This is a genomic window from Pseudarthrobacter sp. S9 (assembly GCF_050156545.1).
Taxonomy (GTDB): Bacteria; Actinomycetota; Actinomycetes; order Actinomycetales; family Micrococcaceae; genus Arthrobacter.
Genome location: NZ_CP189576.1, coordinates 4,355,953 through 4,368,659 on the forward strand (window position 1 = coordinate 4,355,953; position 12,707 = coordinate 4,368,659).

General features: G+C 67.7%; 8 protein-coding genes. 3 read left to right on the forward strand and 5 right to left on the reverse strand.

Annotated features, from left to right (window positions below):
• Positions 1-8: 8 nt before the first annotated feature.
• The 5 genes from uvrA to ACQCSY_RS21020 form a co-directional block, all read right to left on the reverse strand.
• Positions 9-2,906, reverse strand: coding sequence for an excinuclease ABC subunit UvrA (uvrA, locus tag ACQCSY_RS21000; protein WP_427135975.1), 2,898 nt, complete (start codon positions 2,904-2,906; stop codon positions 9-11).
• A 149-nt stretch (positions 2,907-3,055) separates the two neighbouring features.
• Positions 3,056-3,448 carry a GntR family transcriptional regulator gene (locus ACQCSY_RS21005; RefSeq protein ID WP_427131858.1) on the reverse strand — a complete coding sequence of 131 codons (393 nt, stop codon included), beginning with the start codon at positions 3,446-3,448 and terminating at the stop codon, positions 3,056-3,058.
• Positions 3,445-5,364 carry an ABC transporter ATP-binding protein gene (locus tag ACQCSY_RS21010; RefSeq protein ID WP_427131860.1) on the reverse strand — a complete coding sequence of 640 codons (1,920 nt, stop codon included), beginning with the start codon at positions 5,362-5,364 and terminating at the stop codon, positions 3,445-3,447. Before ACQCSY_RS21010 ends, ACQCSY_RS21005 begins: the two co-directional genes overlap by 4 nt.
• Positions 5,361-7,154 (reverse strand): ABC transporter ATP-binding protein, encoded by a 1,794-nt coding sequence (locus ACQCSY_RS21015; RefSeq protein WP_427131862.1) that lies wholly within the window; start codon positions 7,152-7,154, stop codon positions 5,361-5,363. The genes ACQCSY_RS21010 and ACQCSY_RS21015 overlap by 4 nt, the downstream gene beginning before the upstream one ends.
• Before the next feature lie 120 nt (positions 7,155-7,274).
• On the reverse strand, positions 7,275-8,054 hold the full coding sequence (locus tag ACQCSY_RS21020) for a trans-aconitate 2-methyltransferase (protein ID WP_427131864.1): 780 nt from the start codon (positions 8,052-8,054) through the stop codon (positions 7,275-7,277).
• A 147-nt stretch (positions 8,055-8,201) separates the two neighbouring features.
• Here ACQCSY_RS21020 and ACQCSY_RS21025 point away from each other — a divergent pair, with 147 nt between their 5' ends.
• From ACQCSY_RS21025 to ACQCSY_RS21035, 3 genes are read left to right on the forward strand one after another with little or no spacing between them, the layout of a single operon-like run.
• Positions 8,202-10,748, forward strand: a complete 2,547-nt coding sequence (locus ACQCSY_RS21025) for a DEAD/DEAH box helicase (protein ID WP_427131866.1) — start codon at positions 8,202-8,204, stop codon at positions 10,746-10,748.
• 53 nt (positions 10,749-10,801) lie between these two features.
• Positions 10,802-11,329, forward strand: coding sequence for an N-acetyltransferase family protein (locus tag ACQCSY_RS21030; protein WP_427131868.1), 528 nt, complete (start codon positions 10,802-10,804; stop codon positions 11,327-11,329).
• 7 nt (positions 11,330-11,336) lie between these two features.
• Positions 11,337-12,695 carry an alpha/beta fold hydrolase gene (locus ACQCSY_RS21035; RefSeq protein WP_427135977.1) on the forward strand — a complete coding sequence of 453 codons (1,359 nt, stop codon included), beginning with the start codon at positions 11,337-11,339 and terminating at the stop codon, positions 12,693-12,695.
• Positions 12,696-12,707 lie beyond the last annotated feature (12 nt).

Sequence of the window (12,707 nt, forward strand, 5' to 3'; positions counted from 1 at the left end):
CTTCCGCCTCAGGCCAGCAGCTCGGCCAGGAACGGCGCCGTGTGGCTTTCAGCCGACTTCGCCACCTGCTCGGGGGTGCCGGACGCGACAATCCGGCCGCCGCCCGAACCGCCGTCGGGCCCCAGATCGACGATCCAGTCGGCGCTCTTGATGACATCGAGGTTGTGCTCGATCGTGATGACGGTGTTGCCCTTGTCCACGAGGCCCTGGAGCACCATCAACAGCTTCCGGATGTCCTCGAAGTGCAGGCCCGTGGTGGGCTCGTCCAGGACGTAGACGCTGCGGCCGTTCGAGCGTTTCTGGAGCTCCGCCGCCAGCTTCACGCGCTGGGCCTCGCCGCCGGACAGCGTCGTGGCGGGCTGGCCCAGCCGGACGTAGCCGAGCCCGACGTCGACGAGCGTATTGAGGTGCCGCGCGATCGGCGAGAAGGCCGCGAAGAACTCCGCGCCTTCCTCGATCGGCATGTTCAGGACATCCGCGATCGTCTTGCCCTTGTAGTGGACCTCGAGTGTTTCCCGGTTGTACCGGGCCCCGTGGCACACTTCGCACGGCACGTAGACGTCCGGCAGGAAGTTCATTTCGATCTTCAGCGTGCCGTCACCGGAGCACGCCTCGCAGCGGCCGCCCTTGACGTTGAAGGAGAACCGGCCCGGCTGGTAGCCCCGGACCTTTGCCTCGGTGGTTTCGGCGAAGAGCTTCCGGATGTTGTCGAAGACGCCCGTGTACGTGGCCGGGTTCGAGCGCGGGGTGCGGCCGATGGGGCTCTGGTCGACGTGGACGACCTTGTCGAGGTGCTCGAGGCCCTGGATGGATTTGTGCCGCCCGGCCACCTGCTTCGCGCCGTTCAGCTTGTTGGCCAGCACCTTGTAGAGGATCTCGTTGACCAGGGTCGATTTGCCGGAGCCGCTGACGCCGGTGACGGCCGTGAAGAGGCCCAGCGGGAAGGTGGCGTCCACGTTGAGGAGGTTGTTCTCCTTCGCGCCGACAACCTTCAGCTCACGCTTTTTGTCGTACTTGCGCCGTTTTTTCGGGATTTCGATCTTCTTGCGGCCGGAGAGGTAGTCGCCGGTCAGGGACGCGGTGTTTTCCAGCAGGTCCTGATAGGAACCGGAGTGCACCACCATGCCGCCGTGCTCGCCGGCGCCCGGCCCGATGTCCACCACCCAGTCGGCTTCCTGGATGGTGTCCTCGTCATGCTCCACAACGATCAGGGTGTTCCCGAGGTCGCGCAGCCGGGTGAGCGTCTCGATCAGCCGGCGGTTGTCCCGCTGGTGCAGGCCGATGGACGGCTCATCGAGGACGTAGAGCACGCCCACGAGGCCGGAACCGATCTGGGTGGCGAGCCGGATGCGCTGGGCTTCGCCGCCGGACAGGGTGCCGGAGGGCCGTTCCAGGTTCAGGTACTCAAGGCCGACGTCGAGGAGGAAGGTCAGGCGGGCCTGGATTTCCTTCAGGACCTGATGGGCGATCTGGGCCTCACGGCCGGTGAGGACGAGGTTGTTGAGGAAGTGCGAGCATTCACGCATGGGCAGGGCGGCGACCTCGGCGATGGACTTGCCGTTGATCAGCACCGAGAGCGACGCCGGATTCAGGCGGGCGCCGTTGCATGCCGGGCACGGGATCTGCCGCATGTATTCCTCGTAGCGGACCCTGGCGATGTCCGAATCGGTTTCGCTGTGTTTGCGGTGGACGTACTGGACGACGCCCTCGAAGCCGGTGCTGTACTTGCGCTCCCGGCCGAAACGGTTGCGGTACTGCACCACGATCTTGTGGTCCTTGCCGTGCAGGACCGTCTGCCGGATGTCGGCGGAGAGCTTCTGCCAGGAGGTCGTCATGGAGAAGCCGAGCTCCTTGGCCAAACCGCCCAGCAGCCGGTTCCAGTACTCCGTCGTCGCTGTCCCCAGGGACCAGGGTCCGATGGCCCCTTCCCCGAGGGACAGCTCCGGGTTCGGGATGATCAGTTCCTCGTCGACCTCGAGCTTCGTGCCGATGCCGCTGCACGCGGTGCAGGCGCCGAAGGGGTTGTTGAAGGAGAAGGAGCGCGGCTCGATCTCGTCGATGGCGAGGGGGTGCTCGTTGGGGCAGGCGAGGTGCTCGGAGAACGCCCTGATCCGCTCCGGATCATCGGCCTCGAGATCGACGAATTCGGCCAGCACACGGCCCTCGGCCAGTCCCAGTGCGGTTTCAACGGAGTCGGTGAGGCGCTGGCTGATGCCCTCCTTGGCCACGAGGCGGTCCACCACCACTTCGATGGCGTGCTTGAACTGCTTGCCCAGCTTGGGCGGATCGCTGAGCTGGACCAGCTCGCCGTCCACCCGCGCCCGCGAGTACCCCTTGGCCGTCAGTTCCTTGAACAGGTCAACGAATTCGCCCTTGCGGCCCCGGACGACGGGGGCCAGCACCTGGAACCGGGTGCCGGTCGGCAGCTCCAGCAGCTGGTCCACGATCTGCTGGGGGGTCTGCTTCGCCACCGGTTCCCCGCAGATGGGACAGTGCGGACGGCCCACGCGGGCCCAGAGCAGGCGCATGTAGTCGTAGATCTCGGTGATGGTGCCCACCGTGGAGCGGGGGTTCTTGCTCGTGGACTTCTGGTCGATGGACACCGCGGGTGAGAGGCCCTCGATGAAGTCGACGTCGGGCTTGTCCACCTGCCCCAGGAACTGCCGCGCGTAGGCGGACAGGGACTCAACGTAGCGGCGCTGGCCTTCCGCGAAGATGGTGTCGAAGGCGAGGGAGGACTTCCCGGACCCGGAGAGCCCGGTGAAGACGATCATCGCGTCGCGGGGCAGGTCCAAGTCCACGTTGCGCAGGTTGTGCTCGCGCGCACCCTTGACGACGAGGCGCGTCAGGTCGGGGCGCTTCAGCCGGGGGCGCGGCTGGTCCGGGTCCGGTTCGGAAGGGTTCAACGGTACGGCGGCGGACTGGACTTCAACGGCGGGATCTTCAGCTACAGCTTTAGGCACGGAACTAATGCTAATCGAAAACTTCTTCGAATAACTATTCCCGCCGCAGTCTCTGTGCAGTCACTGTGCGGCCTCCCGGGGGAGGGGGCGTGCTATTCACGGTCATAGGCGGCGGCGAGCAACTGCACGGCCTCGGCGAAACTCGCGCCCTGGGCCTTGGCCGCCGCGGCGAACTCCGCGGCAGCGGCGGACAGCGAGCTCCAGGCGGCGTCCCGGGCGCAGACGACCGTCCCGTTGCGCCCCCGCGTCACCACGACGCCGGCGGCCTCGAGTTCCTTGTAGGCGCGCGCCACCGTGTGGGGTGCCACGCCCAGTTCCCCTGCAAGGCTGCGGACGGGCGGCAGCCTGGTGCCGGGCGCCAGCGTCCCGTTGTCGGCGCGTTCAATGATGTAGAGGCGGAGCTGCTCGAACAGCGGCACGGAGCTCGCGGGGTTGGTCCGCCAGGCGCCGGGGAAGCGTCCTGCCGCGGTCTCGGCGGGGCTCACTGTTCCGGCTCCGGCACGCCTTGCAGCTTTCCGCGGCCGGCGAACTGCGCCTCGTACAAGCTGGTATACAGCCCGCTCCTGGCCATCAGCTGCTGATGGGTACCGTGTTCAACGATCCGTCCGTGGTCCATGACGAGAATTAGATCAGCGTCCCGGACTGTGGACAAACGGTGGGCGATGACGAAGCTCGTATGACCCTGCCGCAACTGTTTCATCGCCTGCCGGATCTGCACCTCGGTGCGGCTGTCCACGGAACTCGTGGCCTCGTCGAGCACCAGGATGCTGCGCCCGGCGAGCTGTGCCCGCGCGATCGAGATGAGCTGGCGCTGCCCCCGGCTGAGGGAGTCGCCGTCGTTGCCGAGCATCGTGGCGTAGCCCGCCGGAAGCGACCTGACGAACTGGTCCACATGGCTGGCCCGGGCCGCGGCGACGATCTCTGCGTCGGTGGCGCCGGGCCTGCCGTACTCGATGTTTTCCCTGATGCTGCCGGTGAACAGCCAGGCGTCCTGCAGCACGCTGCCGAAGACGGCCCGCAGTTCGTCCCGCGGCATGTCGGCGATGTCGGCGCCGTCGACCGTGATCCGCCCGGAGTCCAGTTCGTAGAACCGCATGAGCAGGTTCACGACAGTGGTCTTGCCTGCGCCCGTGTGCCCGACGATGGCGACCGTCTGACCCGGCTCGACGGCGAAGGAGAGATCCTGGACCGCACGGGTAGCGGGGCTGTAGCTGAAGGTGACGTGTTCGAAGGCGACGCGGCCCTCCACTCCCGGCTCCTCCCCTGACCGCACTCGGGCCGGCACGCGGGCCGGGATGCGGGACCGCACACGGGCCGGAAAGCGGGCCGGCATCCGGGCGGCGGCGGAAGTCTCCGGCGGGATCTCCGGGGCGTCCAGGAGCGAGAAGACCCGCTCCGCGGAGGCCAGGCAGGACTGCATGAGCGTCAGCATGCCGCCGATCTGGCCCATCGGCTGGCTGAACAGCCGGCTGAATTGGATGAAGGCCTGGATGCCGCCGATGGTCATCGCGCCCGCAGTGACCTGGAGCGCTCCCACCACCGCGACAGCGATGTAATTCAGGTTGGAGACGCAGACCATCAGCGGCTGCACGACGCCGGACAAATACTGGGCGCGCGCGCTCGAGCGGGTGAGCCTGTCATTGCTGTCCTTGAAGCCGGCTGCCGAGGCCTCCTGCCGGCCGAAGGCCTTAATCACCTCATGCCCGGTGAAGAATTCCTCCAGTTGGGAGTGAAGCTCCCCCGTGCTGTTCCACTGCGCCGTGAAATGGCTCTGGGATTTCCTGGCCACGAGCACGGTGATCAGTGTAGATAAGGGCACGGACACCAGGGCGATCAGCGCCAGGATCGGTGAGAGCCACAGCATCATGACCAGCGCCCCGGAGAGCATCAGGACGGACATGATCAGCTGGTTGAGCAGCTGATTGAGGGCCTGGGAGATGTTGTCGACGTCGTTGGTGGCCCTGCTGAGGACCTCGCCACGGTGCTGTTCATCGAAGTGGCTGGACGGCAGCACGTGCAGTTTCTCCTCGACGGCGGCGCGGAGCCCGTACCCGACGCGCTGCACGGCCGTGGCGGTCAGGGCACCCTGGATCCAGCTGAAGAGCGAGGCCCCGAGGTACATGACTGACACCGCCAGCAGCAGCGACGCAAGCTTCGGCTCGTCGAAGGAACCCCGCAGTACACCGTCAACAACGACGTCGGTCGCGTCGCCGAGGACTTTGGGCGCCGCCACGTTGAGACTCACAAAGGCGCAGGTGGCTGCGATGACGCCGGCCATCCGCCACTTCGAGGGCCGCAGCATGCCAAGCAGCCGTACCGAGGACCGCCACCGGGAGCCGCCGCCGTCCCGGGGACCCGTTCCCGCCCCAGACGGGGCTTTGTGGGCCGGATCCCGGCTCATGGGGTCTCCTCCAGCACGAGCTGGGAGGCGGCAATCTCCTGGTAGCTCGGCGAGGAATCCATGAGTTCCTTGTGCGTGCCCTGCGCGATGAGGCGGCCGTTTTCCAGCACCAGGATCAGGCCTGCGTCCACGATAGTTGCCACCCGCTCGGCCACGATCAGCACGGTGGCCGACCTCAGCAGGGGTTCAATCGCCGCACGCAGCCTGAAATCCGTGCCGTAGTCCAGCGCCGAGAAACTGTCGTCGAACAAATAGACCGGGGCGGCCCTGAGCAGGGCGCGGGCGATGCACAGCCGCTGACGCTCGCCGCCGGAGAAATTGGTGCCACCCTGGCTGACCGGCGACTGCAGCCCGTGCGGCAGCGCACGGACGAAGTCCTCGGCCTGGGCAGTCCGGAGCACCTGCCAGAGTTCCCCATCCGTGGCCGCGGGCGAACCGAACCGCAGGTTCTCCGCGAGCGTCCCGGAGAACAGGTAAGACTGTTGCGGCACCAGGGCGATCAGGCCGCGGACAACGTCGAGCGGCAGGGCGCGCACGTTGCGGCCGCCGATGCTGACCTCTCCGCCGGTGGCGTCAAGGAAACGGGGCAGCAGGTTCAGCAGGGTCGTCTTGCCGCTGCCGGTGGCCCCGATTATCGCCGTCGTGTTCCCGGGGACCGTTGTAAAAGTGACGCCGTCCAGCACGGGCGCTTCGGCGCCGGGATAGGCGAAGGAAACACCGCGGAACTCCACGGTGTTCCCGGAAGGGGCGGTGCCGGAAGGGGCGGTGCCGGAAGTGGCTGTCCCTGCCGCCGCCGGCGGGTCTGTGATGATCACGTGCGTGATGATCGGGTCCGCGATCGCCGGAACCGTGTCCAGCACCTCCTGGATCCGTTCCGCGCACGCGGCTGCCCGCGGGGCGGTCATGAACACGTACATGGCCATCATGATGGCAATCAGGATCTGGAGGATGTAGGCGATGAAGGCTGTGAGCGCCCCCAGCCGCATCTCACCGGCCTCGATCCGGTGCCCGCCGAACCACACCACGCCGACGGAGGACAGATTGACCACCAGCATGATCATCGGCAACATCCCGGCGACCAGCAGTGCGGACTGGAGGCTGTTCCGGGTCAGGTCCTTGTTGACCCGGTCGAAACGGCGGGCTTCGTGGCCCTGCCGGACGAAGCCGCGGATGACGTTGGCGCCGATGATCTGCTCCCGCAGCACGCGGCTGATCCGGTCGATGAGCCCCTGGCCCTCCCGGTAGAGGGGAATCAGGCGGCGCACGATCAGCGCCATGATAACGGCCAGCACCGGGACCACCGCCACGACGATGCCGGACAGCGCGATGTCCTGGTGCATGGCCAGGGCGATGCCGCCAAGGAAGATGGCGGGGGCCGCGACCAGCATGGTGAAGACAAGCACGGCGAGGTTCTGGATCTGGGCGACGTCGTTGGTGGCCCGGGTGACGAGGCTGGGGGCGCCGAAGACCCCTACCTCCTGCGAGGACAGTGACTGCACCTTGGCGAACAGCTCCTCGCGCAGCTGCCGTCCGAGGTCCATGGCCACGACGGCGCCCAGGTAACCGGCCGCGATGGCGGCCACGACCTGCACGGCCGCGATCCCGGCCATCCAGGCACCGAGGCGGAGGATCTCCCCGGTGTTGCCGAGGACGATGCCGTCATCGATGATCGCAGCGTTCAGGGTGGGCAGGAGCAGGTTCGCGGTGGTCTGCACGAGCTGCAGGAGGACGATGGCAACCACTGTCAGCTTATGGGCGGACAACAGCCGCGCGATCAGGCCAATTAGCACCGAACCTCCATCGCTAGCTCAGCGCTCGGACAGGGAATGAGCATGACGTCCACCCCCAGGCCGTCTCGTCATTGTAAGCCCCATCACACAACCCTCCGTGTCATACCGTCGGCACGTCGCTCAGTGGCGTTTTCGGGCCACCGCAAAGGTGCGCCGGAAGGGGAAAACCGTCCCGTGCGCGCCCGCCGGATACGCCTCGTCCAGCCGCGCCGAATACTCGTCCTCGAACTCGCGGGCTTCCCCGGCCGGGAGGGCGGCGAGCACGGGCCGGAGCCCCGTGCCCCGGACCCACTCCAGCACCGGGTGCGCGCCAGGCAGGAGCTGCATGTAGGTGGTCTCCCAGGCGTCGGCGTCGCAACCGGCGTCGAGCATGATGTCGAGGTACTCGGCGGCCGCCCCTACGACGTCGTCGTGGCGCAGCACGCCGGCGAGCCGGCCGGCCCAGGCCTCGGACTCGGCGAGCCCGCGCATCAGTGTGTGGGACGGCGAGTTGAAGTTGCCCGGTACCTGCAGCGCGAACCAGGCTCCGGGCTTGAGGGCGTCAAGCCAGCGCGGCAACAATTCACGGTGGCCGGGCACCCATTGCAGGGCGGCGTTCGTGACCACCACGTCCGTCTCGCCGGACGGCATCCATTCGGCGATGTCGGCCAGTTGATACGAGAGATTGGCCGCCCGGGCGGCGAAGTCACCGGACTTGGCCAGCATCTCCTGAGAGGAATCCAGTCCCGTCACTTGAGCCCCTGGCCAGCGCTCGGCGAGGGTCGCCGTCAGGTTGCCGGGGCCGCAGCCCAGGTCGACAACATGCCGCGGGGCCTCTGCATGGACCCTGGCCGTCAGGTCAAAGTAGGGCCTGTCCCGGTAATCCCCGAACTGTACGTATTTTGCGGGATCCCATTTCACAATTTCCTCCAGTCACCGCCAACGATGCGACACCCGAAGCGTAACCCCGGCCCAAGGGCCAGCCAAGGAGGCTCGCACCGGTGGACGGCGGCGGAGGACCCCCGCGGAGGACCCGGGCCCCGGTGACGGGCACTAAGCTGGAAAGCAATGAAACTCGTTGATCAGCTCCCCGCCCCGGCCGCCCGAATTCCAGGCAGGACCGGCCTGGATCCGGACGAGCTCTACACCCGGTTTGTCGAGTGGACAGAGAGCCGCGGCCTTGCCCTTTACGCCGCCCAGGACGAAGCCGTCATGGAGTTTGCCTCCGGCGCCAACGTCATCCTGGCGACGCCCACGGGGTCCGGAAAATCGTTGGTCGCGATCGCGGCGCACTTCCAGGCCATGGCCCGGGGACAGCGCAGCTACTACACCGCCCCGATCAAGGCCCTCGTGTCGGAAAAGTTCTTCGCCCTCTGTGAGATATTCGGGGCCGAGAACGTCGGCATGATCACAGGAGACTCCGGGGTCAACCAGGACGCGCCGATCATCTGCTGCACCGCCGAGATCCTGGCCAACATCGCCCTGCGCGAAGGTTCCGCCGCCGAACTCGGGGCCGTCATCATGGACGAGTTCCATTTCTACTCCGACCCGCAGCGCGGCTGGGCGTGGCAGGTTCCCCTGCTGGAACTCCCGCAGGCCCAGTTCCTGCTGATGTCCGCGACGCTGGGCGACGTCAGCCGCTTCGAGAAGGGCATCAGCGAGCTGACCGGGCGCCCGACGACGACCGTCAGTTCCGCGGAACGTCCCATTCCGCTGCACTACTACTACGAGCAGACCCCCGTGCACGAGACGCTCGAGGAGCTGCTGGCCACGAAGCAGGTCCCGGTCTACGTGGTCCACTTCAGCCAGGTGGAAGCGATCGACCGGGCCCAGAACCTGATGAGCATCAACGTGTGCACGCGCGAAGAGAAGGACAGGATCGCCGAGCTCATCGCCGGCTTCCGGTTCGCCGCGGGCTTCGGCAAGACCCTCAACCGGCTTGTCCGGCACGGCATCGGCGTCCACCACGCCGGCATGCTGCCGAAATACCGCCGGCTCGTGGAGCAGCTCGCCCAGGCCGGCCTCCTCAAGGTCATCTGCGGCACGGACACCCTCGGGGTGGGCATCAACGTCCCCATCCGCACGGTGCTGCTCACGGCCCTCAGCAAGTACGACGGCGTCCGCACCCGGCTACTGAACTCCCGCGAGTTCCACCAGATCGCCGGACGGGCGGGCCGGGCCGGCTATGACACGGCCGGAACCGTGGTGGTCCAGGCTCCCGAACATGTCAGCGAGAACGTCAAGGCGATGGCCAAGGCCACGGCCAAGTTCGGCGATGACCAGAAGAAGCTGCGCCAGGTGGTCAAGAAGAAGCCGCCCGAGGGCTTCGTGTCCTGGGGCGAGCCGACCTACAAGCGGCTCGTGGAGTCCGTCCCGGATCCGCTGACGTCCAGCTTCACCGTGACCCACGCGATGCTGATGAACCTGATGGAGCGCCCGGGCGACCCGTTCCAGGCGGCCCGCCGCCTGCTCACCGAGAACCACGAACCGCGGTCCTCCCAGCTGCAGCTCATGAAGAAGGCCCTCGGCATCTACCGCGAACTGCTCGCGGCCGGCGTCGTCGAGCGGATCCCGCCCGAGGAGCAGGGGCCGGACGGGCGCACCGTCCGGCTCACGGTCCACCTGCAGGCCAACTTTGCACTGAACCAGCCGCTGTCCCCGTTCGCCCTCGCGGCGCTGGAACTGCTGGACCCGGAGTCGCCGCCGTACGCCCTGGACGTCGTGTCCGTGATCGAGGCGACGCTGGAGAAGCCGCGGCAGATCCTCTCCGCGCAGCAGAAGAAGGCCCGCGGTGAAGCCATCGCCGCGATGAAGGCCGACGGCATCGAATACGACCAACGCATGGCCATGCTCGAAGACGTCACCTACCCGCAGCCGCTCGCGGAGATCCTCGGCGAAGCCTTCGACGTCTACCGCAAGGCCGCACCGTGGATCGGCGACTTTGAACTCGCACCCAAGTCCGTGGTCCGTGACATGTACGAGCGCGCCATGAACTTCGGCGAGTTCGTGCAGTTCTACGGACTGGCCCGCTCGGAGGGGATCGTGCTGCGCTACCTCGCGGACGGCTTCAAGGCGCTGCGCCAGACCGTCCCGCAGGACGCGCTCCGCGAGGACCTCGAGGACCTGATCGCCTGGCTGGGTGAACTGGTCCGCCAGGTGGACTCCAGCCTGCTCGACGAGTGGGAGGAGCTCACCTCCGGCGCCGCGCCGACGCCGCACGACGCTCCCCCGCCGCCTCCGCCGTCGCTAACCTCCAACATCCGGGCCTTCCGGGTGATGGTGCGCAACGAGATGTTCCGCCGCGTCGAACTGTTCGCCGATGAGGCCGCCACCGCCCTGGGCGAGCTCGACGCCGGTTCCGGCTGGGACGCCGAGCGCTGGGAGAACGTGCTGGATGACTACTTTGACGAACACGACGACATCGGCACCGGCCCTGACGCCCGCGGACCCGGCCTGCTGATCATCACCGAGGAGCCCGGCGTGTGGAAGGTCCGGCAGATCTTCGATGATCCGGCCCGCAACCACGACTGGGGCATCTCCGCGGAGGTGGACCTGGCAGCATCGGACGAGACCGGAACCGCCGTCGTCCGCGTCACGGACGTCAACCGGCTCTAACCAACGGGCTGCAGCCGTTCGGCGGGCGCGGCCGCCCCTAGTAAACTCGAACAATGAGTCTAATCCGGCCCGCCACCGCGAACGATGTCCCCGCCATCCTGCAGATGATCCATGACCTGGCCATCTACGAGAAGGAGCCGGACGCCGTCCGGAACACCCCCGGGATGCTCACCGAGGTGTTGTTCGGCGAGAACCCGAGGGTCTTCGCCACCATGGCCGAGAACGCGGGCGGCGAGGTCCAGGGCTTTGCCCTCTGGTTCCTGAACTACTCCACGTGGGAAGGGGTCCACGGCATTTACCTCGAGGATCTCTACGTGACGCCGGAGGCCCGCGGCGAAGGCCACGGCAAGGCGCTCCTGCAACACCTCGCCGCGACCGCCGTCGAGCGCGGCTATGCCCGCGTCGAGTGGAGCGTCCTGGACTGGAACGAGCCCTCCATCAAGTTCTACAAGAACCTCGGCGCCGCCCCGATGGGGGACTGGTCCACCTTCCGCCTCACCGGCGAGGCGCTGGAGGCTTTCGGCACATCCCGCAGCGACTCACGGCAGCTCAACTCACGGCAGTCGGATGTCCGTGGCTGACCTGCCGATGACGGGACTCGCCGCCGCGGACCTCCTCGAGGCCGGAACCACCGTCCGCCACAGCGTCCGTGCCCGGCACAGCTACCGCGGCATGCGCACCGCGGAGCACTATTTCCGGGTACCCCTGGACCATTTCAGCAACGACGGGCCGGCCGGCGAGACCATCACCGTCTTCGCCCGAGAGTATGTCTCCACGGACCACAGCGAGGAGGAAGCCGCCGGGCTCCCCTGGCTGCTGTACCTGCAGGGCGGCCCCGGCGGACGCGGCAACCGGCTTCCGTCCCTCAGCGGCTGGAGCAAGGCCGCCGCCAAGGACTTCCGGATCCTTATGCTGGACCAGCGCGGCACCGGCCTGTCATCGGCGATCGACCGCAACACGCTCCCCCTGCGCGGAAACGACGCGGACCAGGCGGAATACCTCGCTCATTTCCGGGCGGACTCGATCGTCGCCGACGCCGAGGCCGTCCGGCGGGCGCTGGGCTCCGCCCCGTGGACCATCTACGGCCAGAGCTACGGGGGCTTCTGCGCGCTCAGCTACCTGTCGTTCGCGCCCGAGGGGCTGCGCGAAGTGCTTGTCACCGGCGGCCTTGCCCCGCTGGCGGGTCCGGCGGAGCGGGTGTACCGGGCCACCTTCCAGCGTGTCGCGGCCCGCAACGCCGAATACTTCGGCTGGTATCCCGAGGACCGCCCGATAGTCAGCCGGATCGCCCGGCATCTGCGGGACACGGAGGAATTCCTGCCCGACGGCGGCCGGCTCACCGTCGAGCGGTTCCAGATGGTGGGCTCGTTCCTGGGCGGCAACACCCGGGTGGACGCCCTGCACCACCTGCTCGAGGACGCCTTCGTCCGCACGCCCGACGGCGACCGCCTGTCGGATGCCTTCCTGGAGCAGGTCCGCGGGCTGGTGTCCCGGTCCGGCAATCCCCTGTATGCGCTGATGCACGAGTCGATCTACGGGCAGGGTGCAGCCACCGGCTGGGCGGCCTGGCGGGTGTTGGAGGACTTCCCGGAATTCAGCCCGGACGCCGCCGAGCCCCTGCTGACCGGGGAGATGGTCTACCCCTGGTACTTCGAACAGGACGGGGCGCTCCGCCCGCTGCGGAACGTGGCGCAGCTGCTGGCCGGGAAGGCCGACTGGAAGCCGCTCTACGATCCGGAACGGCTGGCCCTCAATGCCGTGCCCGTGGCCGCGGCCGTGTACAGCGAGGACATCTACGTGGACCGGGAGCTGTCGCTTGAGACTGCGGCGGCGGTCCGCGGGCTGCAGGTCTGGGAGTCCGCGGACTTCCACCACGACGGCATCGCGGACGACGGCGAAGCGATCTTCGCCCGGCTGCTGGGGATGGCCCGCTCGGCCAGGCGCTGATGCGCCGGGCCA

What these genes read in the sequence shown, in the direction of transcription:
- ACQCSY_RS21030 (WP_427131868.1), top strand. Translation starts at nt 10,802, where the DNA reads ATGAGTCTAATCCGGCCCGCCACCGCGAACGATGTCCCCGCCATCCTG.
- ACQCSY_RS21035 (WP_427135977.1), top strand. Translation starts at nt 11,337, where the DNA reads ATGACGGGACTCGCCGCCGCGGACCTCCTCGAGGCCGGAACCACCGTC.
- ACQCSY_RS21025 (WP_427131866.1), top strand. Translation starts at nt 8,202, where the DNA reads ATGAAACTCGTTGATCAGCTCCCCGCCCCGGCCGCCCGAATTCCAGGC.
- ACQCSY_RS21010 (WP_427131860.1), bottom strand. Translation starts at nt 5,364, where the DNA reads ATGAGCCGGGATCCGGCCCACAAAGCCCCGTCTGGGGCGGGAACGGGT.